Origin of the sequence: Thermanaeromonas toyohensis ToBE, from assembly GCF_900176005.1 — a bacterium.
GTDB classification, from domain to species: domain Bacteria; phylum Bacillota; class DSM-521; order Neomoorellales; family Neomoorellaceae; genus Thermanaeromonas; species Thermanaeromonas toyohensis.
In genome coordinates this window covers 3,104,960-3,128,782 of sequence record NZ_LT838272.1, presented here as the reverse complement: position 1 = coordinate 3,128,782, position 23,823 = coordinate 3,104,960, and the positions used below count along the sequence as shown (strand labels likewise).

At 50.8% G+C, this 23,823-nt stretch carries 22 protein-coding genes; 19 read left to right on the top strand and 3 right to left on the bottom strand.

Annotation, left to right across the window (positions count from 1 at the left end; all coding sequences use genetic code 11):
- Window positions 1-7: 7 nt before the first annotated feature.
- The 19 genes from purL to B9A14_RS15635 all read left to right on the top strand — a co-directional run bounded on the left by purL (window position 8) and on the right by B9A14_RS15635 (window position 21,589).
- Complete coding sequence (gene purL / locus B9A14_RS15725) at window positions 8-2,209, top strand: phosphoribosylformylglycinamidine synthase subunit PurL (RefSeq protein WP_084667208.1); 2,202 nt, start codon at window positions 8-10, stop codon at window positions 2,207-2,209.
- The gene (gene purF / locus B9A14_RS15720) at window positions 2,176-3,645 is read left to right on the top strand and encodes an amidophosphoribosyltransferase (RefSeq protein WP_084666767.1); all 1,470 of its coding nucleotides are present in this window, start codon (window positions 2,176-2,178) and stop codon (window positions 3,643-3,645) included. Before purL ends, purF begins: the two co-directional genes overlap by 34 nt.
- A gap of 57 nt (window positions 3,646-3,702) precedes the next feature.
- Window positions 3,703-4,749, top strand: coding sequence for a phosphoribosylformylglycinamidine cyclo-ligase (purM, locus tag B9A14_RS15715; protein WP_277995826.1), 1,047 nt, complete (start codon window positions 3,703-3,705; stop codon window positions 4,747-4,749).
- Between the two features lie 77 nt (window positions 4,750-4,826).
- Window positions 4,827-5,444 carry a phosphoribosylglycinamide formyltransferase gene (gene purN, locus B9A14_RS15710; RefSeq protein ID WP_084666765.1) on the top strand — a complete coding sequence of 206 codons (618 nt, stop codon included), beginning with the start codon at window positions 4,827-4,829 and terminating at the stop codon, window positions 5,442-5,444.
- A gap of 31 nt (window positions 5,445-5,475) precedes the next feature.
- Window positions 5,476-7,017 (top strand): bifunctional phosphoribosylaminoimidazolecarboxamide formyltransferase/IMP cyclohydrolase, encoded by a 1,542-nt coding sequence (gene purH, locus B9A14_RS15705; protein WP_084666764.1) that lies wholly within the window; start codon window positions 5,476-5,478, stop codon window positions 7,015-7,017.
- Window positions 7,018-7,059: 42 nt separating this feature from the next.
- Window positions 7,060-8,334 carry a phosphoribosylamine--glycine ligase gene (gene purD / locus B9A14_RS15700; protein ID WP_084666763.1) on the top strand — a complete coding sequence of 425 codons (1,275 nt, stop codon included), beginning with the start codon at window positions 7,060-7,062 and terminating at the stop codon, window positions 8,332-8,334.
- A gap of 235 nt (window positions 8,335-8,569) precedes the next feature.
- Complete coding sequence (locus B9A14_RS15695; protein WP_231967834.1) at window positions 8,570-10,081, top strand: spore germination protein; 1,512 nt, start codon at window positions 8,570-8,572, stop codon at window positions 10,079-10,081.
- Entirely contained in the window at window positions 10,082-11,197 is a 1,116-nt protein-coding gene (locus B9A14_RS15690) for a GerAB/ArcD/ProY family transporter (RefSeq protein ID WP_084666761.1), read from the top strand.
- The gene (locus tag B9A14_RS15685) at window positions 11,187-12,491 is read left to right on the top strand and encodes a Ger(x)C family spore germination protein (RefSeq protein WP_084666760.1); all 1,305 of its coding nucleotides are present in this window, start codon (window positions 11,187-11,189) and stop codon (window positions 12,489-12,491) included. Before B9A14_RS15690 ends, B9A14_RS15685 begins: the two co-directional genes overlap by 11 nt.
- Window positions 12,492-12,728, top strand: coding sequence for a hypothetical protein (locus B9A14_RS15680; protein WP_084666759.1), 237 nt, complete (start codon window positions 12,492-12,494; stop codon window positions 12,726-12,728).
- A 135-nt stretch (window positions 12,729-12,863) separates the two neighbouring features.
- Complete coding sequence (gene hisZ / locus B9A14_RS15675; protein ID WP_157109988.1) at window positions 12,864-14,036, top strand: ATP phosphoribosyltransferase regulatory subunit; 1,173 nt, start codon at window positions 12,864-12,866, stop codon at window positions 14,034-14,036.
- 91 nt (window positions 14,037-14,127) lie between these two features.
- On the top strand, window positions 14,128-14,811 hold the full coding sequence (gene hisG, locus B9A14_RS15670; RefSeq protein ID WP_084667207.1) for an ATP phosphoribosyltransferase: 684 nt from the start codon (window positions 14,128-14,130) through the stop codon (window positions 14,809-14,811).
- Between the two features lie 88 nt (window positions 14,812-14,899).
- Window positions 14,900-16,183, top strand: coding sequence for a histidinol dehydrogenase (gene hisD / locus B9A14_RS15665; RefSeq protein WP_084666757.1), 1,284 nt, complete (start codon window positions 14,900-14,902; stop codon window positions 16,181-16,183).
- Window positions 16,184-16,238: 55 nt separating this feature from the next.
- Window positions 16,239-16,844: an imidazoleglycerol-phosphate dehydratase HisB gene (hisB, locus tag B9A14_RS15660; protein WP_084667206.1), complete on the top strand. Its 606-nt coding sequence runs from the start codon at window positions 16,239-16,241 to the stop codon at window positions 16,842-16,844.
- A gap of 52 nt (window positions 16,845-16,896) precedes the next feature.
- The gene (gene hisH, locus B9A14_RS15655) at window positions 16,897-17,529 is read left to right on the top strand and encodes an imidazole glycerol phosphate synthase subunit HisH (protein WP_084666756.1); all 633 of its coding nucleotides are present in this window, start codon (window positions 16,897-16,899) and stop codon (window positions 17,527-17,529) included.
- Window positions 17,507-18,250: a 1-(5-phosphoribosyl)-5-[(5-phosphoribosylamino)methylideneamino]imidazole-4-carboxamide isomerase gene (gene hisA / locus B9A14_RS15650; protein ID WP_084666755.1), complete on the top strand. Its 744-nt coding sequence runs from the start codon at window positions 17,507-17,509 to the stop codon at window positions 18,248-18,250. The genes hisH and hisA overlap by 23 nt, the downstream gene beginning before the upstream one ends.
- A gap of 60 nt (window positions 18,251-18,310) precedes the next feature.
- Window positions 18,311-19,072 carry an imidazole glycerol phosphate synthase subunit HisF gene (hisF, locus tag B9A14_RS15645; protein WP_084666754.1) on the top strand — a complete coding sequence of 254 codons (762 nt, stop codon included), beginning with the start codon at window positions 18,311-18,313 and terminating at the stop codon, window positions 19,070-19,072.
- A 40-nt stretch (window positions 19,073-19,112) separates the two neighbouring features.
- A complete protein-coding gene (gene hisIE / locus B9A14_RS15640) occupies window positions 19,113-19,772 on the top strand; it encodes a bifunctional phosphoribosyl-AMP cyclohydrolase/phosphoribosyl-ATP diphosphatase HisIE (protein WP_084666753.1) in 660 nt (219 codons plus the stop codon).
- Window positions 19,773-19,930: 158 nt separating this feature from the next.
- Window positions 19,931-21,589 carry a methyl-accepting chemotaxis protein gene (locus B9A14_RS15635; protein ID WP_084666752.1) on the top strand — a complete coding sequence of 553 codons (1,659 nt, stop codon included), beginning with the start codon at window positions 19,931-19,933 and terminating at the stop codon, window positions 21,587-21,589.
- A 7-nt stretch (window positions 21,590-21,596) separates the two neighbouring features.
- On the opposite strand, the gene B9A14_RS15630 is transcribed toward B9A14_RS15635, so the two are convergent.
- From B9A14_RS15630 to B9A14_RS15620, 3 genes are read right to left on the bottom strand one after another with little or no spacing between them, the layout of a single operon-like run.
- On the bottom strand, window positions 21,597-21,986 hold the full coding sequence (locus B9A14_RS15630) for a DUF1634 domain-containing protein (protein ID WP_197686531.1): 390 nt from the start codon (window positions 21,984-21,986) through the stop codon (window positions 21,597-21,599).
- A 14-nt stretch (window positions 21,987-22,000) separates the two neighbouring features.
- Window positions 22,001-22,837, bottom strand: coding sequence for a sulfite exporter TauE/SafE family protein (locus B9A14_RS15625; RefSeq protein WP_084667204.1), 837 nt, complete (start codon window positions 22,835-22,837; stop codon window positions 22,001-22,003).
- A gap of 23 nt (window positions 22,838-22,860) precedes the next feature.
- A complete protein-coding gene (locus tag B9A14_RS15620) occupies window positions 22,861-23,631 on the bottom strand; it encodes a GntR family transcriptional regulator (protein WP_084666751.1) in 771 nt (256 codons plus the stop codon).
- Window positions 23,632-23,823: the final 192 nt, after the last annotated feature.

Here is a 23,823-nt window from a genome sequence, read left to right as displayed (position 1 = left end):
AATACCTATGCTTAAGAAACCCTGGCAGGAAATGGGTTTAACAGATGAAGAGTATGAACGAATCGTACACCTTTTGGGCCGCGAGCCTAACTATGTCGAGTTAGGTATGTTCGCTGTGATGTGGTCGGAGCACTGTGGGTACAAACACTCACGGCCAGTTTTAAAAATGTTTCCTACCAGCGCCCCTTGGGTCTTACAGGGGCCAGGCGAGAATGCGGGTATTATCGACATCGGGGATGGGCTGGCGGTAGCCTTTAAGATCGAAAGCCATAACCATCCTTCGGCTATCGAGCCTTTCCAAGGCGCAGCTACTGGAGTGGGGGGTATCGTGCGAGATATCTTCGCCATGGGGGCCCGGCCTATTGCCCTGCTTAATTCTTTACGTTTCGGTCCCCTAGACAACCCGCGCAACCGCTACCTTTTAAGCGGTGTGGTGGGGGGCATATCCTTTTATGGTAATTGTATAGGAGTTCCTACTGTGGCTGGAGAAGTAGGTTTTGCCCCCTGCTATACTAGTAATCCTTTAGTAAACGTGATGTGCGTGGGGCTTATCGAACATGACAAGATCCAGCGCGGCCGGGCCAGTGGTATCGGCAATTCTGTTATGGTGGTAGGGGCGCGTACCGGGCGGGACGGGATCCACGGTGCCACCTTTGCTTCCGAGGAGCTGAACGAGGCTTCAGAGGAGCGCCGTCCTTCGGTTCAGGTGGGAGATCCCTTCCGGGAAAAGCTCCTTATTGAAGCCTGCCTGGAGGTAGTGCAGGAAGACCTGCTGGTAGGCATGCAGGATATGGGTGCCGCGGGCATTACCAGCTCCACGGCCGAGACGGCTTCGCGGGCGGGGACGGGTATGGAGATAGATGTGGACCTGGTGCCCCGCAGGGAGGAAGGCATGACACCTTATGAAGTCATGCTGTCCGAATCCCAGGAGCGGATGCTGGTGATACCTAAAAAGGGGTGTGAGGAACGGGTCAAGGAGATTTTTGACCGCTGGGGTCTAGAAGCTGTAGTGATAGGGCGGGTTACCTCGGACGGCGTTTTAAGGGTTAAGGAAAAGGGCCGGTTGGTGGCTGAAATTCCAGTGCGCTACCTTACAGAGGAATGCCCCGTGTATGTGCGGGAACGCCGGAAACCTGAGTATTTAAGCGAACTTTGGGCCTATCCCTTAACCGAGCTACCCGAGCCCCTGGACTATGGAGAGGCTCTCCTAAAGCTTCTCTCCTCGCCCAACATCGCCAGCAAGGAATGGGTATACCGGCAGTACGATTATATGGTACGTATTGATACTGTGGTGAGGCCGGGGGCAGCCGACGCAGCTGTTTTAAGGGTTAAAGGGACTAAGAAAGGCTTGGCTGTGACCACTGATGGCAACAGCCGTTACTGCTACCTGGACCCGGAAACCGGTGGGGCCATAGCGGTGGCAGAAGCTGCCCGCAATCTTTCCTGCACAGGGGCCCGGCCTTTAGGTTTGACCGACTGCTTAAATTTCGGGAACCCGGAAAAGCCGGAGGTAGCCTGGCAGTTTTACCATTGTGTTTTAGGCATGAGCCGCGCCTGTACTCACCTAAATATACCGGTGGTAGGGGGAAATGTCAGCTTCTATAATGAAACCAACGGGGAAGCTATATACCCCACTCCAGTCGTGGGCATGGTGGGTCTTTTGGAAAATATTGAAGAGCGCTGCACTGCCGGATTTAAACAGGAAGGAGACCTGGTATTGCTATTGGGTGAGACGAGGGACGAGCTGGGAGGGAGCGAGTATCTGGCTTTACTCCACGGGGTGGTGGCCGGCCGTCCGCCAGAGCTGGACCTTAATCTGGAGGCCGTGGTACAGCAAATGGTACGGGAAGCTATAGCTCGCGGCCTTGTGCAAGCTGCCCATGACTGCTCAGAGGGCGGTTTAGCTATTGCCCTGGCTGAGATGGCCATCCTAGGTGGGATAGGAGCAGAAATTACGCTAGAGAGTCCTTTGCGGCCCAGCAGCCTCCTATTCTCGGAAACCCAATCTCGGATCCTGGTCAGCGCCCGGCCGGACAAGGTAGAAAAACTGCAAGAACTGGCTAGGGCCTTTCAGGTACCGGTAAAGATTCTTGGCGCCTGTGGTGGGAGAGTCTTAAGTATCAGCTTGGGCCCTAAGCGCTTGGTAAACCTTAGTTTAGAGGAGATGGAGGCCGGATGGCGGAAGTTAACTGCTCGCCTAGGTGGTTAAATACAGGGCGGCCAGATAAATTCCGGGAGGAATGTGGTATTTTCGGCCTATACGGGCCTGGGCTAGATGTGGCCCGGCTTACTTACTACGGCCTTTTTGCCCTTCAACACCGCGGACAGGAAAGTGCCGGGATAGCCGTAAGTACTGGTGGTGGGATCGAAGTCTACAAAGGCATGGGGCTGGTGGCCGAGGTTTTTAATCAGACCATCCTTAAAAAACTCCAAGGCAACCTGGCCATTGGCCATGTACGTTACTCTACTACTGGTGCCAGTTCCCTGGCCAATGCCCAGCCTTTAGTGGCTAGGGTGCGCCAGGGTATGATAGCTGTGGCCCATAATGGAAATTTGACCAATGCTTTTTATTTAAGGCAAAAGTTAAGTGCTGAAGGTTCTGTGTTTCAGACTACCACCGATAGCGAAGTTATACTTAATCTCCTAGCCCGTAACCAAAAGTGTTCCCTATCTGAAGCGTTGTTAAAGTGTATAGAGGAAATACGGGGGGCCTACAGCCTGGTAATAATGACCGAAGATCAGTTGATAGGGGTCCGGGATCCCTTCGGAGTGCGGCCCTTATGTTTAGGGAAGCTGGGGGAAGCTTGGGTTTTAGCCTCGGAATCTTGTGCTCTGGATGCTATAGGGGCTACTTTTATCCGGGACCTTAAGCCAGGAGAGATACTTATTATAGATAGCCAAGGGATTTTTTCCCTCTATGCTCCCCATCCTCCCCGATCGGCCCACTGTATCTTCGAGTTCATTTACTTCGCCCGGCCAGATAGCATTATCGACGGGGAAAACGTCTATTTGGTACGCAGGGAGCTGGGAAGAAATTTGGCCCGGGAGTGCCGGGTGGAGGCTGATCTAGTAATTCCGGTACCGGACTCCGGGGTAGCCGCTGCCGGCGGTTACGCCGAGGTTACCGGTATTCCTTTGGTGGAAGGTCTGATAAAGAACCGCTATGCGGGCCGGACCTTTATCCAACCTACCCAGGAAATGCGGGATTTAGGGGTACGACTGAAATTAAACCCTATCCGCCCCCTTCTCCAGGGGAAGCGGGTGATAATAATAGATGATTCCTTAGTAAGGGGTACCACTAGCCGAAGGATAGTACAGATGTTAAGGGGGGCCGGAGTTAAGGAAGTGCACCTCCTTATAGCTTCGCCTCCGGTCTTTCATCCCTGCTACTACGGTATAGATACCAGCGCCTATGGGGAGCTCATCGCTTCTCGCTTCCCAGTAGATAAAATAACGGCATTTGTGGGAGCTGATACCCTTTATTATCTTAGCCTTAAAGGGATGCTTACAGCCCTGCGGGAAGGAATGACTAGTTACTGTACCGCTTGCTTTACAGGCGTTTACCCTATCCCTCTGGCCCAGCCCCAAGAGGCTACTAAATATAGGCTGGCCGGCCAGGGCAACCTGCAAGGAATATATTCTTGAGGGCAAGTAAAGGCTTTTCACTAGGTTTTTGACAACCTCTAGCAGGAGGTTAACATGATGGAGGGAAAAAAATGGACCTATAAACGGGCAGGGGTAGACATTGATGCCGGAAATCAGGCTGTAGAACTTATGCGGGAACATGTAAGGAGCACCTTTAGGCCAGGGGTGTTAGGTGACATCGGCAGTTTTGGCGGTTTTTTTGCTTTGCCTCAAGGCTACCAAGAACCTGTTTTAGTAGCTGGAGCAGATGGAGTAGGTACCAAGCTTAAAATAGCTTTCCTCCTGGACCGTCACGATACAGTGGGCCAGGATGTGGTGGCCATGTGCGTTAACGATATCCTGGTCCACGGAGCCGAACCTCTTTTTTTCCTGGACTACTTGGCGGTGGGCAAGCTCCATCCCCAGAAAGTAGCCCAGATTGTAGCTGGAGTGGCCGCAGGTTGTCGCCTGGCTGGTTGTGCCCTCCTGGGCGGGGAAACGGCGGAAATGCCTGGGTTTTATGGACCGGATGAATATGATCTGGCCGGATTCGCCGTTGGGATAGTGGAGAGGAAGGACCTTTTGGATGGTAGCCGGATCCGCCCAGGGCAGGTGCTCATAGGCCTGGCTTCTAGTGGGTTACACTCCAACGGATATTCCCTGGCCAGGCGGGTACTTCTGGAGGAAGCCGGCCTGAATCTAAAGGAAGTGGTACCTCTTCTAGGTTGTACTTTAGGAGAAGAACTCCTTAAGCCTACCTTAATTTATGTGCAGCCCCTCCTTCCGCTTATACGGGAAGGTCTCCTTACAGGCCTGGCTCACATTACCGGTGGCGGACTGGTGGAAAATCCTCTACGTATGTTGCCCCCTGGTACCGCGATAAGGCTATACCGGGATCGCTGGCCAGTACCCCCCATTTTCCGGCTTATTGAAGAAACAGGCCGGGTCCCGACCTGGGAGATGTATCGTACCTTTAACATGGGGCTAGGGATGGTGGCTGCAGCGGAGCAGGAAAAGGCATTAGAAGTGTTGGGACGTCTAGAGGCCACTGGCGTTACTGCTTATGTGGTGGGGGAAGTAATAGAAGGGGAGAGGAAGGTGGAGTTCATCCCTCCCCTAGAATAGAAAAGATACCTAACTAGGAAAGGCGAGCATTACATTTATAAGAATGAAACCCTGAGCTAGTAAGGAAGGGAGACTATATGACACGCATCCTCCCCTTAGGTGTCCTCGTTTCCGGGCGGGGGAGCAACCTGGAAGCCATCATCAAAGCCATTGAAGAGGGGAGGCTTCCAGCCCGGATAAATTTGGTACTTAGCAATAAAAAGGATGCGCGAGCGTTAGACATAGCTTTTCAGTATAGTATCCCTGCTGAATTTGTGGATCCTAAGGCTTACCCGGACCGGGAAAGTTATGATCTGGCCCTGGCCACCCGGCTTAAAGAAGCCGGGGTGGAGCTGGTGGTGTTAGCTGGTTTTATGCGTATCTTAAGCCCAGCTTTCTTGGAGCAGTTCCCGCTAAAAGTGATAAATATCCATCCAGCGTTATTGCCTGCCTTCCCCGGAGTGGAGGCCCAGCGCCAGGCTATAGAATATGGGGTTAAGATCGCTGGGTGCACCGTCCATTTCGTAGATGCTGGAGTAGATACGGGGCCCATCATCGCCCAGGCTGCGGTACCTGTAGAAGATAACGATACTCCAGAAACTCTAGCTAAACGGATACTAGAGCAAGAACATAGGCTTTTACCAGAAGTTATCCGCTGGATCGCTGAAGGACGGGTTACAGTGAAGGGTCGCCGGGTGTATGTACGCAGGGATTAATCAAAGAGAAGTAAAGGGGGTATAAAAACTTATGACCACACGTTGGGCTTTGCTAAGTGTTTGGGATAAGACAGGCTTGGTGGAGTTCGCCCGGGGCTTAGTAGAGTTGGGGTGGAAACTTTTATCCACCGGAGGCACAGCCCGGGTTTTAGAGGAAGCAGGGCTTCCTGTCACCCACGTACAGGAAGTGACCGGGTTTCCAGAGATCTTAGACGGCCGGGTCAAAACCCTACATCCTCGTATTCATGCCGGTATACTGGCCCGAAGGACACCCGAACATCTTAAACAACTGGAAGAGCTAGGCATAGGGACTATCGATCTGGTAGCCGTGAATCTTTATCCCTTCCGGGAGACGGTAGCCCGGCCCGGGGTTACTACAGAGGAGGCAATAGACACCATTGATATCGGCGGCCCGGCTATGGTGCGGGCAGCAGCGAAAAACCACGAATATGTTACGGTAATAGTTAACCCGAGCCGGTACAGCCAAGTACTAGCCCAACTGCGGGAGCGGGGAGAAGTTGATTTATTTACCCGGCGGATGTTGGCAGCGGAGGCCTTCGCCCATACAGCAGCCTATGATGCGGCCATTGCTTTATATTGGCAGAGAGAAATTTACGGGAGAGAACATCTCCCCTCCTTCTTTTTCCTAGTGGGGGAGAAAATACAGGACTTACGGTACGGCGAAAATCCCCACCAAAGGGCTGCCTTTTACCGCTTGCCCGGGATGGGTTCTGGTACCCTGGCCGGTAGCCTTAAGCTCCAGGGTAAAGAACTTTCCTATAACAATCTCATGGATCTAGATGCGGCTTGGAACTTGGTACGCGAATTTCACGATCCTGCGGTAGCCATAATTAAACACACCAACCCGTGCGGGGTAGCCTTGGGGGAGACACCGGCTATAGCCTACTGTAAAGCCTTACAGGCCGACCCTGTCTCGGCCTTCGGGGGCATCGTAGGTTGCAATCGCCCGGTGGACAAAGAAATGGCCCAGGAGATGGTAAAGATATTCTTAGAAGCAGTTATAGCTCCCTTTTTCACTCCAGAAGCTTTAGAAGTTTTAAAGGCTAAGCCCCAGGTGCGCTTGGTGGCTGCAGGTGAAGGACAAGGGGAAGGGCTTAGCTGGCAGGTGCGTCCGGTAAGCGGTGGCTTTCTGGTACAGGAGCCTGATGTTTACGATTTCGCAGAACAGGAGTTAAAGGTGGTGACCCAGCGCAAGCCTACGGAAGAAGAGCTTAAGGATCTCCTTTTTGCTTGGAAAGTGGTGAAACACGTTAAGTCCAATGCTATTGTGGTGGCCAAAGACGGTGTTACCCTGGGTGTGGGGGCTGGCCAAATGAACCGGGTAGGAGCAGCTCGTATAGCTTTAGAGCAGGCTAAAGAAAAGGCCCGCGGTGCTATCCTGGCTTCAGACGCCTTCTTCCCCTTCGCTGATACTGTGGAGGAAGCAGCTAAAGCAGGGATTACAGCCATTATCCAGCCTGGTGGTTCCATCCGGGATGAGGAATCTATAGCCTGCGCTAATAAGTACGGTCTGGCCATGGTATTTACTGGTGTCCGACATTTCCGGCATTAGGTGGACATACCGGTAGCATGGGCTCGATAGGAGGTGAAACCTGTGAAAGTCCTGGTGGTGGGCGGTGGAGGCCGGGAGCACGCTTTAGTATGGAAGCTGGCCCAGAGCCCACTAGTAACTGAGATCTTTTGCGCACCGGGGAATGCCGGGATTGCCACTTTAGCTTCTTGCGTTCCCCTGGTGGCTCATGACATCGAAGGGTTAGTAGATTTTGCCCGCCGGGCTGATATCGATCTTACCGTAGTGGGACCGGAAGCGCCCTTGGTGGCGGGCATTGTGGATGCCTTTAAGGCTAAAGGTTTAAGGATTTTCGGTCCTAGCAGGGCTGCAGCAGCCATAGAAGGGAGCAAGGCTTGGGCTAAGGAGCTTATGCTCAAAGCGCGGATCCCTACTGCCCGGTATACAGTGGTAGACAACCTCCCCGCTGCCCAGAAGTACATAAAAGAACATGGAGTACCCGTGGTAGTTAAAGCTGATGGGCTGGCGGCAGGCAAGGGGGTGGTGGTAGCCGAGGAGGAAACCCAAGCCTTGGCTGCGGTAGAGGAGATGCTGGCCGGCCGCTTCGGGGAAGCAGGTCGGAGGATTATCCTGGAAGAGAAGCTAGAGGGAGAAGAAGTAAGCGTTCTGGCCTTTTGTGATGGAGAAAATGTACTCCCCATGGTGGCCTCCCAGGATCACAAGCGGGTCTTCGAGGGCGACCAGGGGCCCAATACCGGGGGTATGGGGGCTTATGCCCCCGTTCCCTTCTATGATGCGGAGCTCGCTAAAGAAGTGAAGGAGACCATCCTCTGTCCGGCAGTCCGGGCTCTGGCGGAAGCCGGTCACCCTTACGTTGGTGTCCTTTATGCAGGATTGATGGTCACCCGAGAAGGGCCTAAGGTACTGGAATTTAACTGCCGCTTCGGCGATCCCGAGGCCCAGCCTTTGCTCATGCTCCTTAAGACCGATCTGGTGGAGGTTATACTCGCGGCCCTGGAAGGAAGGTTAAAAGAGATTAAGTTAGAGTGGCACCCTGGGTTTGCCGCCTGTGTTGTTTTGAGCGCCCCTGGCTATCCCGGGGACTATCCCAAGGGAGAGATAATTACTGGGTTGGACCAGGTACCGGAAGGGGTGGAAGTTTTCCACGCCGGAACTGCTTGGAAGGGTGGGCAGGTGGTCACCAATGGGGGGCGAGTGCTAGGGGTTACAGCCAGGGGCGCTACTCTGGAGGAAGCTTTGAGCCATGCTTATAGAGCCGCCGAAGTTATCCACTTCCCTGGTAAGCACTACCGCCGGGATATCGGCTGGCGGGCGTATAAACTTTCTCCCAGGAGCTAACCTAAGATTCAGGTAGAAGTAAAGCGTAGCTTGTAAGGAGAATCTTCTGCCTGAGTTTAACCAGAAATTGGGTTAGCACTTTAAGGGGGAAAGTTTTTTGCCTCGCCCTTACCGTAAACCGCTCCGCCTTTTTCAGCATCGTCAAAAGGGAGCGTCCCGCTCCAGGGGTTCTTCCGGGGGGCAGGGGAAAAAATTCCCCTACCCCCCTCTTGATCATTACATCTTAACCCCAGACTTGAAAGATAACCTTCAGCAATTGAAGGAGATATTCCATAATAGCAGCGATGTTGTAAAACGGGATTTCCTTATAGGAGGCCAGGCCAAAGCGGCTATTATTTACATCGACGGGTTAGCCGATAAGAAATTGATCGAGGATACTCTCCTCCGGACCCTCCAGCACATTCCCCCGGACCTGGCACGGACGTTGGTGGAGAAGACGGCACCCCTGGACCGTGTGGTGGAGATTATAGTACCCTTAGCAGACGTTTCCCCTGTGGAGAGCGTTTCGGATATTGTAAACCATGTCCTATGCGGGGATGCTGTCCTTCTTTTTGACGGGTATACGAAGGCTTTAGCTACCAGCACCCGGTCCTGGGAACACCGTTCCATTGACGAGCCCTTAACGGAAAGTGCGGTACGCGGCTCACGCGAGGGCTTTGTGGAGAATTTGCGTACTAATACTGCCCTTATCCGCCGTCGCTTGAAAACACCGGCCCTTAAAGTAGAGAACTTATGCTTGGGGCGCTATAGCCAAACCAATGTGGCTTTAGTATACCTTCATACTTTGGCCGACCCGGCCTTGCTCCAGGAAGTACGTCGCCGCCTAGAGCGCATTAATATTGATGGTATCCTAGAAAGCGCCTATATCGAAGAACTGATTGAGGATAATCCTGCCTCGCCCTTTCCCCAGATTGATCATACTGAACGGCCTGATAAAGTGGTGGCCGCTTTACTAGAAGGCCGGGTAGCCCTCCTTATCGATAATACCCCCTATGCATTAATTGTCCCTACCGTATTTATCCAGTTCATGCAAGCTTCCGAAGACTACTATGAGCGATATTGGCTAGCTAGTTTCTTACGTTTACTCCGGTTTGTGGTCTTAAATATTGCTCTGCTTTTACCCAGCATTTACGTAGCAGTGAGCACTTATCATCAGGAGATGCTGCCCACCCGTTTACTTATCCGCCTGGCCGCCCAACGGGAAGGTGTACCCTTCCCGGCCTTGGTGGAGGCTCTTCTTTTGGAACTGGTCTTTGAAGTTTTGCGAGAGGCAGGCGTGAGACTTCCTCGTATGGTAGGCCAGGCTGTGAGTATTGTGGGCGCTTTGGTAATTGGGGAGGCGGCGGTGAGTGCAGGTCTATTCTCGCCGGCCATGGTCATCGTAGTAGCCCTTACAGGTATCAGTTCCTTTGCGCTGCCTATATTCGCCATGGCCATCACCATCAGGCTCTTAAGGTTCATTATGTTAATTTTAGCTGGGGTTTTGGGGTTTTACGGCATTATGATAGGGCTTCTTGCTGTACTTATTCACCTTACTACTTTACGTTCCTTCGGAGTGGATTACTTGTCGCCAGTTACCCCTTACCATGTACGGGATTTTAAAGATGTCTTTGTACGTACCCCCCTTTGGGCAAGATTTACCAGGCCCACCCGCATCGGCTATCGTGATCCTTGGCGCCAAGGCGCGCCTTTACGACCCACGCCTCCTACCAGCAGCAATCAGGAACCTAGAGGGGGAGCTGAATAGATGCAGGGGATACGGGAGGAAGGATTTATCCATGCCCGCCAGGCGGCTATTCTTATGTGGTTTAATGTCTTGCCCACAGCTATTATTTTCCTTCCCAGTTTCCTAGCCAGGAGGGCTCAGCAGGATGCCTGGCTGGCAGTCATTGTAGCTGTTTTACTCACCTTACCTTTAGGTTTTATCCTGATTTGGTTAGGGACCCGTTTCCCCCACCTTACGTTATTTCAATATAGCGAGATCATTTTAGGCAAAGTAGCGGGCAAAGCTATAAGTATATTTTACGTCTTGGCTTTGATTCAACTTAACGCCCTGGTCTTGCGCGAATTTAGCGAGTTTCTGGTTTCCGCAGTTATGCCGGAGACCCCTCTCCTTGTCTTTACAGTTACCCTGGCCGCAGTGGCAGTCTATGGTGCGCGTAACGGGGTGGAAGTTATCTCCAGATCAGCGGAGTTCGTCATGCCCTTGATGGTAGTCTTTATCCTCACCATTCTCTCCTTAGTGACGCCCGAAATGTCCTGGCGGAACCTCTTTCCTATGCTAGAAAGGGGAGTTAAGCCGGTTCTGGCAGGAGCTATAGTAGTTTTGGGATTTACAGGGGAGATTAGCCTTCTGGCAGGTATTAGCGGTTTCCTAAATCCACCCCAAGGTGTAAGGATGAGTGTAATGGTGGGGTTGGCCGGTGTATTTCTTTTCCTTTTGCTGGTGGTCTTAAGCAGTATTCTAGTTTTTGGTTCTGCAGAAACAGGACGTCTTACCTTTGCGGTCTTCTCTTTAGCTCGCATGATAAGCATAGCCAATTTCCTAGAACGTATTGAAGTACTTTTCATGGCCATCTGGGTGGCCGGGATTTTTATTAAAGTAACCCTTAGCCTATATATCGCTGCTTTGGGCCTAGCCACAGTAACGGAGCTTGCAGATTTTAGGCCCTTATGTGCTCCTTTAGCTGCCTTTATGGTCACCTTATCTATTTTGCTCTTTAAGAATATCAGTCACCTTCTTATTTATCTAGAAGAAATAATACCCATATGGGGATTCTTATGGGAATTTGGTATTCCTACCTTTCTAGCCTTGGTGGCAGTGATCAGGAAAGTAAAGGGGAAGGAATCTAATGTTCCTTAAACGCCCCCGGGTCTATTTAATATTCTTACTCCTTAGCGTACTGTTTTTGTCAGGGTGCTGGAGCCGCCGGGAGATCGAAGAATTGGCTCTGGTTATGGCCGTAGCTGCCGATACCGAAGGAGATAGGGATATAAGACTTAGTGTATTTATAGTCAACCCGCGAGAGATCGGGGGTGGACAACCTTCTGGGGCTGGTGCAGGAGGCGGTACTAACAAAGTCCCTGGAGAGATCGTGAGCACCACGGGAAGTGATTTTACAGAAGCGGCGCGCCGTATCGAGGAACAGGTGCCCCGCCGCCTTTTCTGGGCTCATAACCGGGTCATTATCGTGGGAGATAAACTGGCCCGACGGGGTCTAAACTGGCTAGATTGGTTTAGTCGTGATCGCCAGATGCGCCTTACTACACCGGTGATCCTGGCACCTGGGGAGGCGCGCCAAGTCCTGGATTTACCCCCCGGGGTGGAGCTTATACCAGGGGAGATCATTTCCGGGATTTTAAATAATCATGTCACCCTAAAAGTAGAACTTAAAGAGCTCCTTTCCATGTGGCAAGCTAAAGGTGATAACCCGGTGCTACCACGGGTAACTTTGGTTTCTGCCCAGGAACATAGCGGAAGTAAGACTCAAGGTGCAGGCGGAAGGAACCCGGAGGGACAGGGAGGGGCTGGTGGGGGTGAGGGCCGCACCCAGCAGAAGGCCGGGCCTGCTGCGATACGCTTTGATGGTGCTGGGGTTTTTAGAAAAGAGAAGCTCATCGGATATCTAAATCACTTGGAAACTTTAGGCACCATGTGGTTACGGGGAGAAGTTAAGGAAGGTGTGCTTACCTTTAATTGTCCTGAACACCCTGGGGGGCAGGTTTCCGTGCGGTTTCATCGTTCCCAAACCAAGGTCATCCCCCAGGTTGAAGGTGATAAGATAACCTTTTTGGTCAAAATTAAGTCGGAAGGCGACCTTATCGAACAGACTTGTCAGGAGTCCTTAGTAGCTGTTGAAAAGATAGAGGAGCTTGAGAAGGCTTTATACCATGAGCTTGATAAGCGAGTCCAGGCGGCCTTGAAGAAAGCCCAAAGGGAGCTAAAAACCGATATTTTCGGGTTCGGTGAAGTTCTCCACCGGGAGAACCCGAGATTTTGGAGGAAGGTTGAGGATAATTGGAACGAGGTTTTTACAGGTGTTGAGGTTAAATTGGAAGCCCAAGTTTCTATCCGCCGGATCGGTATGAGCTATAACCCGGCTGGCGGTGGAGGTAGGAATACAGGTGGTAAAATGGTTTCCCCAGGAGGTAGATAGGTGGGGATGTTCATTTTGCTCGTGGTAGGAGCTTTTAGCCTTATAGCTTACTTAGAAGGAGCGCCTTTATATCGTGAACGACGCTTCAAAGAATTAATTGTTACAGGCGCTATTTGGTCTTTAAGTTTTGCCTTAAGTTTAGCTATGCTCCTAAACTTGCCCCTCCCGAATCCCACCTTTTGGATGGAACGCTTACTTTTACCTATTGCCCGTCTCTTAAAGGGATTCTTAATGTAGAACCCCTAAACACTGGCCAAATTAGATCTTGCCCGTTTTTCTAAAGAGGTGATATGATTACGGTGATATAGCTATAGCATGTAATATGCTTACAATACATGCCTTAAGCATCCAGGCACTTGAGGTGAGACCATTTTGAACTATAACCGGCACTTACAGCTGCCCGAGGGGGTAGAGGATTTTTTGCCTGATCTTGCGGCAGCCAAACGCAGTTTGGAAAATAAGTTGCTGGCCCTTTTTGCGGGTTGGGGTTACCAGGAAGTGGTAACCCCAACCTTTGAATTTGCCGAAACCTTTCAGGCTGGGCAAGTAGCGGCAAGGGAGGACCTTCTTTTTAGGTTTATTGATCGGCAGGGCCGCGTTTTAGCTCTGCGGCCGGAGATGACAGCTCCCATAGCTCGCCTGGTCGCTACCCGCTTGAAAAAAGAAAAATTACCTTTACGCCTTTGTTATGTGGCAGCTGTTTTTCGCTACGAAGATCCAGCGCGTGGTCGACGCCGGGAATTCCATCAGGCGGGAGTAGAACTGATAGGTGGAAGCGGTGTGGGTGCTGATGCAGAGGTAGTGGCCCTGGCGGTAGAGTCTTTGCTAGAGAGCGGGCTAAAGGATTTCCAGGTGGGGTTGGGCCAGGTAGCCGTTACAAAAGGAGTATTGGCTGATCTAGGGTTAGAAGAAGAGGCTCTAGCAGCGGTAAAGGAGTCCTTAGTAGGGAAGGATTGGGTAGGCCTAAGCCGGCTTTGCGACCAGTATGGCTTGCGGGGGGCTGCCCGTCAGCGCCTGGAGTTGCTTTTTACTTTACATGGAGGCCGCCAAGACTTAAGGGAGGCTATACCGATCTTAGGGGTGGAATCCGCCAGGGAACCCTTAGACCAGTTGGAGGAAGTTTTGGGAGTCCTTGAACGCTATGGATTGGGGCGTTATCTCTTTATAGACTTAGGTATCTTACGTGATTTCGATTATTACACTGGATTAGTTTTTGAAGGATATGTACCGGGATTGGGATTTCCCGTCCTAGGAGGCGGACGATATGATGGTCTTTTAGCGGAGTTCGGTTATCCCTGCCCAGCTACCGGGTTTGCCTTGGGGCTTGAGCGTGTGCTAGCAGCTAGAGGAGGGGAGATCTTCCTAGAAGAAAGGCAACCAGCTTATTTAGTGGCGGGGGAGGATCTGGCCGCTACCCTTATAAAAGCTAGGGAACTGCGCCGAACAGGGGCTAGGGTGGAACTGGCTTGTAGCATAAATAGTTTAGAAGAGGCAAAAAGAGAAGCCACAGAACGGGGTCTTATCTTAGCATGGGCTGAAAACTAGGCTTTTTAAGATGCTTTAGGCTAGCGCCGGCCTGGTAGCCTTAAGAAGAATACTCACTTCGGGTTAGGGGTGTTTTTTGAACTTAGGTTCTATGGGAGAGGGGAAACAAGTGGATGCCATCTTTACTACCATAGCTTTACCTAAAGGTAAACTGGGGAAAGATGCCTTAAAACTTTTAGCTACCGCTGGGTTACCGGTGGAAGGGGTCGATACCGAAACCCGGCAACTGGTTTTTCCTTTCCCTGATGCTTCCCTGCGTTACATCATTTGCCGGCCTACAGATGTACCCACTTATGTAGAGTACGGGGCTGCGGATTTAGGTATTGTGGGTAAAGATACGTTGGTGGAAAGCGGAGCCGATGTGTTCGAGCTTGTGGATCTAGGGTTCGGTTACTGCCGTTTTGTGCTGGCTGCACCTCGTATTAAGTGGGAGGAAGCGGGCCAGTCCCTGGAGACGTTGCTAAGCATTTCGCGGAGGGTAGCTACTAAGTTTCCCCGGGTGGCAGCTAATTTCTTCGCCGAATTAGGACAGCAGGTGGAAATTATTAAACTCCATGGAAATATAGAGTTGGCTCCTCAGGTGGGTTTAGCTGACCTCATAGTGGATATTGTATCCACTGGCCGTACGTTAAAGGAAAACGACTTGGTGGAAGTAGCTTCCATTTTTCCGGCCACCGCCCGGCTTATAGCTAATCGAGTAAGTTATCGGATACGCTATAGGGAACTTTATTCCCTGGTAGAAAAGTTACGGCAGGCTAGTCAAAGCCTAAATTGAGCATAGGCGGCTGGGCTTGGGACATTTTGTAGTTTCTGCTATAATGTTCCCGAGGGTTTAAAAAGCATATAGGAGAGGGTAATAATTTGTGCTAAGGCTTATAGAAGGTTGGGACCCGGTTTGGTTTAAAGCCTGGGCTGGACGTTTGAAGGCCCAGGAAGAGGCAGCGGCCCGCGTGCGGGCTATTGTTGAGGATGTTCGCCGGGAGGGCCAGGCGGCTGTAGTACGTTATACCCAGGAGCTAGATGGGGTTTTCTTGCCGCCGGAAAGTTTTCGGGTAACGGAAGAAGAATTAGTAGCGGCGTGGGAATCTATAAACTCCCAGATGCTTTTAGCCCTACGGCGGGCTAAGGAAAATATCATGGACTATCACCGGCGCCAGTTACCCAACTCATGGTTTATGACCGATAAATTGGGTAATGTCCTGGGCCAGATCTGCCGGCCCTTGCAAAGGGTGGGTATTTACATACCTGGTGGCACGGCTGCTTATCCTTCTTCTGTCCTGATGACAGCGCTTCCCGCCAAAGTGGCTGGTGTAGAAGAGATTGTTTTGGTTACACCCCCGCGACCTGATGGTAGCGTCCATCCCCTAGTGCTGGTGGCGGCCCTGGAAGCTGGGGTAACAGAGATTTATAAAATGGGCGGAGCCCAGGCTATTGCGGCTTTGGCTTACGGTACTGAGTATATACGCCCGGTAGATAAAATTGTAGGGCCGGGGAACCTATACGTGACCCTGGCTAAAAAAGAAGTATATGGACAGGTGGATATTGACATGCTGGCCGGCCCCAGCGAGATTGTGGTGGTGGCTGATAAATGCGCCCGACCAGATTGGGTAGCGGCTGACCTCCTTTCCCAGGCCGAGCATGATCCCTTGGCTGGGGCAGCCTTGATCACTCCTGAAAGGAGCCTTGCCGAGGCGGTAATACAGGAACTTAACAAGCAGCTTAAGCTTTTGCCGCGGGCGTCCATAGCTAGTCGGGCTTTAGAAAATTACGGGGCTGCTATAGTAGTGAAGGATATGTACCAGGCCTTGGAGAGAGCCAATACCTTAGCTCCTGAGCATCTGGAGCTTTATGTAACTGACCCTTGGCGGTGGCTAGGGATGGTGTATAATGCCGGGGCCATCTTCTTGGGACCTTATTCCCCTGAGCCGGTGGGGGATTACCTGGCCGGCCCCAGTCACGTTTTACCCACAGGAGGGACAGGACGGTTTTATTCTGGGTTAAGTATAGATACCTTTATTAAGAAAAGCAGCGTTATCGCCTACCATCCTCAAGGACTACTGGATATAGCACGGGAAGTAGAAGAGCTGGCCCGGGCTGAAGGGCTAGAAGCCCATGCGCGGGCTATTGCACTGCGTACGAGAAATTAGGGAAGTGCGGGATGAGGGCAAAGGAAAGGTAACAAAAAAGAGAGGGGATATCCTTATGGAGCAACCCAGACAAGATGGCCGCCGAGCTGTGGTTACTCGGAAGACAGCAGAAACAGAGATAAAAGTGGAGCTTAACCTAGAGGGTCAGGGAAGCTTTAAAGGTAAGAGCGGCATCCCCTTTTTAGATCACCTCCTAGCCCAGTTCGCTAAGCATGGGTTGTTTGATCTGGGTCTTAAGGTCCATGGAGACCTGGAGGTAGATAGCCACCATACTGTGGAAGATATAGGTATTTGCTTAGGTCAAGCTCTAGTCCAGGCGCTAGGTACTAAGGAGGGCATAAACCGTTATGGTAGTACCCTTTTACCCATGGATGAAGCCTTGATCCTAGTGGCGGTGGACTTAAGCGGGCGGCCTTATCTCGCCTATGAAGTGGATATAATGGTGGAACGCCTGGGTGATCTAGAGGCGGAATTGTTGGAGGAATTCCTGCGGGCTTTGGTGAATCATGGCGGGATCACTCTTCATGTAAAGAAGTTGGCTGGCCGTAATGCTCATCATGTGGCGGAGGCTTTGTTTAAGGCTTTAGGGCGCGCCCTCCGTCAGGCAGCCAGCCGGGATCCGGGTGTAGTGGGGATACCCTCTACCAAAGGTGTGTTGTAATTTTTTCGTTCGGTTACTTAAACGTTGTATTCTCCGGAAGGTGTGGGTAACAGTGAAACCTATAGCGATTATAGATTATGGGATGGGTAATCTTTTAAGTGTACAAAAAGCCTTGGATGCTTTAGGGTTTCCAGCTATCATCACTAATAAGACAGAAGAAGTAATAAAAGCTCCTGGGGTTATCTTACCTGGGGTGGGGGCCTTTAAGGATGCTATGGCTGCTTTAAAGGCTACTGGGTTGCAAGAAGCCATAAAGGAGGTTTGCCAATCTGGTAAGCCTTTTTTGGGTATTTGTTTGGGTTTGCAGCTATTATTTGAGGTCAGTGAAGAAGGAGGTTGGGTCCCCGGGTTGGGCCTTCTACCTGGAGAGGTAAGACGCCTTCCGGCAGGGATTAAGGTACCCCATATGGGCTGGAACCAGGTGAAGTATCCACGGCCGAGTATTTTGTTCAAGGGGATACCAGAAGGGTCTTTTTTTTATTTTGTTCACTCCTACCATGTAGAGCCTCGCAACCTGGAGGTAATAGTAGCAGAAACAGAATACGGCGGACAGATAGTGGCAGCCATTGAACAGGGCAACCTCTTCGGAGTCCAATTTCATCCAGAAAAAAGTAGCACTTTAGGGCTTAAGCTCCTGGCCAACTTCGGGAGGCTGGTGTACGGTGATAGTTTTTCCAGCCATTGACCTGCGGGATGGCCGCTGTGTCCGGTTATATCAAGGCCAGCCCGAGGCAGAGACGGTCTATTCTGAAGACCCGGTAGAGATGGCGAGACTATGGGTAAAGGAGGGCGCAAGCTGGTTACATGTGGTAGATCTGGATGGCGCCTTCGAGGGACGGCGCAAAAATTTGCCCTTAATTCAGGAGATCATAGTGGCTGCGGGGATCCCTGTCCAAGTGGGAGGTGGAGTGAGAAGCTTGGATGATATCGAAGCCTTGCTTATGGCGGGGGCAACCCGGGTCATCCTCGGTACAGTAGCGGTGACGCAGCCGGAATTGGTAAGGGAAGCTTGTAGGAGGTACGGAGAAGCTATAGTAGTGGGTGTAGACTGCTGGGACGGATGGGTAGCTACTAAAGGATGGACAGAGATTTCCAGCCGCAGAGGGGTAGAGGTGGCGCGGGAACTAGCTGGTCTGGGAGTAAAAAGGTTAATATATACTGACATCAGCCGGGACGGCACCTTAAAAGGGCCTAACTTAGAAGCCATCCGCGAAGTAGCTCTAGCCTCTGGGTTACCCGTTATTGCTTCGGGAGGAGTAGCTACTTTAGAAGATATAACTTCCTTGCGGGAGCTTAAACCTTATGGAGTAGAAGGGGTTATTATAGGGCGGGCCTTGTATCAGGGCCGGTTTAGTCTGGCGGAAGCTATAAAGGCGGCGGGTGAATCTGCAAGCGCAAGAAAGTAACTAAGAAGACAAGGGGTAGGAGTGACCCGCAGTTTCCAAAATTTAGAGGAGGCCGGAGCTGTGTTGACCAAACGTATCATCCCTTGCTTGGATGTGCATAATGGCCGAGTTGTAAAAGGAGTTAACTTCCTAAATTTAAGGGATGCCGGCGATCCTGTGGAACTGGCGGCGGCGTATGACCGGGCGGGGGCGGATGAATTAGTATTTTTAGATATCAGCGCTTCAGCAGAGGGGCGCAAGACCATGGTGGAGGTCGCTCGGCGGGTGGCTGAACAGGTTTTTATACCCTTTACTGTGGGTGGGGGTTTAAGGAGTTTAGAAGATATCCGCCGGATGCTTTCAGCCGGGGCAGATAAGATTTCCCTCAATACAGCGGCTGTGGAAAATCCCCGTCTAGTAGAAGAGGCCTCCCGTCGGTTCGGTAGCCAATGTATTGTGGTAGCCATTGATGCCCGGCGTTGTGGGCCGGGACGGTGGGAAGTAGTGACTCATGGCGGTCGCCGGCCTACGGGGAAAGACGCAGTAGCCTGGGCCCGCGAGGTAGCTTCCTTGGGAGCGGGGGAGATTTTATTGACTAGCATGGATTGCGATGGGACCCAGGAGGGTTATGATCTAGAACTAACTGCTGCGGTCAGTACCAGCGTTTCTATACCAGTTATTGCCTCCGGAGGAGTGGGAAGTCTTAAGCATCTGTTAGAGGGCCTGACCATAGGCCAGGCCGATGCTGTACTAGCAGCTTCCATCTTCCACTTTGGGACTTATACCATTGCGGAAGTTAAAAAATACCTGGCGGACCACGGTGTCCCTGTTAGGCTGGTTTAACCTAGGAAGTATGCTTTAGGGGAGATGAGGTGGGTTTCTTATGGATTATGGTATACCGGAAGAATTAAAATTTAACAGGGATGGCTTAATCCCTGCCATAGTCCAGGATGTAACTACAGGCCAAGTGCTCATGCTAGCCTATATGAATAAAGAAGCCTTAAGCTTATCCCTTTCTACCGGGCAGACCTGGTTTTTCAGCCGCAGCCGTGGAGAACTGTGGCACAAAGGGGCTACCTCTGGCCATTACCAGCACATAGTTAATATATTCTACGACTGCGATGGGGATGCCCTTTTAGTGCAGGTCCGACAAGAAGGGGTGGCTTGTCACGAAGGAGAGTTCTCCTGTTTCCACCATCCCTTGCGCCTTAAAACGGACTCGGAACAAGATGAACCTGAGCAAGATAAACCTAAGGAAGATTTAGGTAGAGTATTAGCCGAGGTTTTCGAGGTTATTAAAGCACGAAAGAAGGATCTTCCTGAAAATTCCTATACTGCACGTCTATTTAAAGAGGGGCAAGATAAGATTTTAAAGAAAATAGGGGAAGAGGCTACGGAGGTGGTTTTAGCTTCTAAAGGTGGCCGGGCTGAGGAGATACTTTATGAATTAGCGGATCTCTATTACCATACTTTGGTCCTTTTAGCTTACCATGGGTTAGAGCCCCAAGACCTGGCCCAGGAGTTGGCCAGGCGTAGACGCTAGAAAACAGAAAATTAGGGTGGGCTTAGGGAAGGTACCTGAAGAAAAAGGGGAAAGGATCCGAGGACAGAAATAAAGATAAGGGACTTAAAGGTGGTCATCTGGGATGCCGAATTATTCATTAAAGAAGAAAACAAAACACTAAGTTGGAGGGAACGCAGGTGAAGATTTTAGTGGGTGGCTTTTTTTACCTTCTCGTTTTAACTTTAGTACCTGCGGTTGGTGGGGCTTACTTTACAGCACGGCTTGGTATTTCTTGGCAACAATTTCTTCCTGCAGCTGTAGTGGCTGTTTCTTTAGGATTTATCTTAAGCTTGTGTACCTTATACATCTTATGGCGCATGTGGATCAGGCCTTTAAATAGCCTAGAGCGTTTTCTCCAAATTTTAGGGGAAGGAAATCCGATCCAGGCCGAGCGCTTTGTTAGTACTCTACGTTTTAGTTTGGCTTTACAGGGGCCTGTTAAAGGTGTGTTGGATAATATTTTCCGTATCATTGGACATATGCAGCGCAGCTCAGATGAGCTAAACTACTTTGTCAATAATCTCTTAAAAGGTGTAACTTCTGTCCAGAGCAGTTTTCGGGAAATCACTTTAGCGATGCAGGAAATAGCTGGTGGCGCCGATGAGCAAGCTGGAGCGGCCCAGCGGGTGGCGGAGAATATGGGAGTCCTTACTAACTTGGCCGAAGAGATCGCTGACCGCTCCCGGTTAGGTACGCAGATGGCAGCCGAGGTGCAGGAAAAGGAGAGGGAGGGGAGATCTCTGTTAGAGCAGCTCCTTAAGGAGATTGAGGAGGCGGCTTTTTCCAACGAGCGGGCTGCCCAGCACATGCGCCAGTTAGAAGAGAAGATGTCCCAAATAAATGAATTCGTGCGCATAGTAACTGCTATAGCTGAACAGACCAATCTTCTTTCCCTCAACGCGGCCATTGAGGCTGCCCGGGCTGGTGAGCAGGGCCGCGGCTTTGCTGTGGTGGCCGATGAGGTACGTAAACTTGCTGAACAGTCGGCGGCAGCAGCCCAGAATATTACCCGCCTGGCCAGCGAGATACAGGCCGAAGCCAGGGAGACAGCTTCCCAGGTAGAAAGAAATGTGCATCTAGTAAAGGGCAATATTGAAAGGGGGCGAAATGCCAAGACAGCTTTTGAGACCATAGGACAAGCCATAGCTAAAGCTGTGCAAGCCATGGAGGAGATCAATCTCCGGGCGGAGCAGCAGGCAGAACGGGTGCGGGTAGTGAACGAAGATGCTGGACGGGTAGCTGCTGTAGCTCAACAAACAGCAGCTAGTATTGAGGAGGTGTCGGCCGCGGCGAGCGAACAGCAAACTAATATGGCGAAAGTGGAGAAAAGTGGGCAAGAGCTCGCTGATATGGCTCAAAATTTCTTTAATATGGCGGCGGAATATACGAAGGGCGGCTGGGATGAAGCCACCTGCCAGGAACTTGCGCGCCGGGGCTTTGAGGTTTTAGAAGGGCTGGCGAGCAAACCGGAAGTCCAAAGTATGGAGCTTGCTACTTTACAGCCACTCTTGGACCAAGCCTTTGAGGACCATTCTATAATACAGACTCTTTTTGCTGTGCTGCCTGACGGGACAGCCCTTTATAGTCGACCTTCCACCAAGATCACTAATTGGGCGTTCCGGCCCTGGTTTCAGGTGGCTATGCAAGGGCAAAAGTTTGCTACCGAACCATACATAACCCAGGCTACTAATCGTTTGGCTATTACCATATCAGTTCCTGTAAAGAATGAACAAGGGGAGTTGGTAGGGGTTTTAGCCGCTAATTTGGTTCCTAGCGATTTGGTTCCTAGGGCTTAAATTTACATCATTCAGCCTTCCCCAAAAAGAGGCTTAGGAGCAACATAAATAAAACATAACCAGCAATAAAGGTGTACTGGTAATCCTTTTGGATAAAAAAGGTCACCATGGAAGCAGCCACCCGAAAAATGGGGGTAGCGAGTAACACCAGTAGACCCGCCGCGATAATGGCCAAGGGCTTAAGGTGGAGCAATCCGGTCCATACCTGATGAAGAGTTTTAGGGAAGTTACCGTCTGGGTAACCGGTATAACCGGATACCAAAAGTAATAGTAAACCTAAACCTATAATTCCGCTACTAATAATAACGCCTATCCGTAAAGAAAGGCTTATGAAATCTTCTATCTCGAGGGTAGAAATTTTTTCTTGACTCTTGGACTGATAGGAAAACAGAGCCACTTTGCGTTACCCCCTTATCTTCCTATGCCTTTTAGCAGCATCTCTAAAGAAATATATAAAAGTACGGGTAAAAATATCTTACGTAAGGTAGCGTTGCGGAGACGTAGCATGAGGTGAGTCCCTACTGTAGTACCTAGAACTACACCTAAGGCTACGGGGCCAGCGATGGCCGGGTTGATGTACCCGCGGGAAAAGTAAACACCGGCACTGGCTGCTGCGGTAACACCGATCATGAAATTGCTTGTAGCTGTGGATACCTTCATGGGCAACTTCATAAACATATCCATGGCCAAAACCTTAAATACCCCGCTTCCTATACCTAGTAATCCAGAGATGATCCCTGCACCCAACATAACCAAGAAACCTGAAGGAACAGAAGAAGAAGTATAATTTACTTCTTGCTGTAGAGCAGGATCATAGTAAGTACCGAACAATTTAAACTTCTTGGCGAGGGGATGGGGTACGGCATCAGAAGCTAGTTCCACATTACGCCTCCGAAAGAGAGCTAGAGTGGAATACCCGAGTACCAGGGCAAAAATAAGGTAGAGGTAGCGGGCGTGGATAAGACCAGCCAAATAGGCACCTAAGATAGCTCCAGTGGTGGTAGCAATTTCTAAAAACATGCCTATACGTACATTAGTAATGCGGTCGCGGATATAGGTGGCAGCAGCGCCGCTGGAAGTGGCGATCACAGAGATTACGCTAGCTCCTATGGCATAGCGGATATCTACACCTAACAGCAGGGTAAGAGCAGGGATAATAATAATCCCTCCACCTAATCCTAAAAGGGCGCCGATGATACCTGCTATAATGGAAACTCCCAAAATAATCCCTATAAAAGTAAGACTAATCAATTTACTATTACCTCCGTATTTTAAGGACTTGTAGGGTTTGACTTAAGCAGTTCTTTGGGTTTTAAAGGGTACCTATACAGGTTAACCCGGTATTCGTAGCGGTCTGCCCGGTAGACGGTACGGGAGACGCTAATAGGTAGCTCACCCTCGACATAGGTTATACGCCTGACCACCAGTACAGGGCTACCCTTTTTACACTGGAGATATTGTGCTTCCTCCTGGGAGGCGCGGCCAGCACTTATCCATTGAACACCGTGACTGATCTTATATCCGTAGAGTTCAAGGTGGGTGTAAATAAGGTCTTTAGATAGATCTATATCTTTAAGGATTTGGCCTATAACAGAGGGGAAGAAGCTAAAATCTAGGAGGAGGGGCTCCGGGCCTGTCATAATTAACCGGAGCACGTGGAAAACTTGTTCTCCCTCTTTTAGCCTAAGTTGCTGGCGGATCTCAGGGAGTGGGTCTTGCCGACCGGCTTCTAAGACCTTAATCCCAACTTTTAGACCTTCCAAGATTAATTCCTCGGCTACCCCTAATAGATATGCTAAGGGACGTTCAATACGGCGAGGGGCTACAAAGGTTCCTCGACCATGCTGACGGTAGAGCAAGCCTTCACTCACCAGCTCGCCGATAGCTTGCCTTACAGTAACCCGACTCACACCGTACGTATGCATAAGTTGCCTTTCCCCTGGTAACGCTTCTCCAGGTTTAAATTCTCCCTCAATTATTTTTTGCTTGAGAATGTCTTTAAGCTGTTCATGCAAGGGTTTGCTGCTCCCAGGATAGAGCACATCAAAGGCCTCCTGTTAATTTCCCTTAAGTAGGCCAGAGGTATGCTGGTTAATACCAATTTTCAAGTATAAAATTACTTTTGACATTTATCAAGGGGTATAAGAGAATTTTTGTTGTTACAGAAACTCAGAGCCCGGAGGCTGTGATTGAGTAGCGATAAAAATGGTCGAAGACGGGATGCCCTTGGAGGA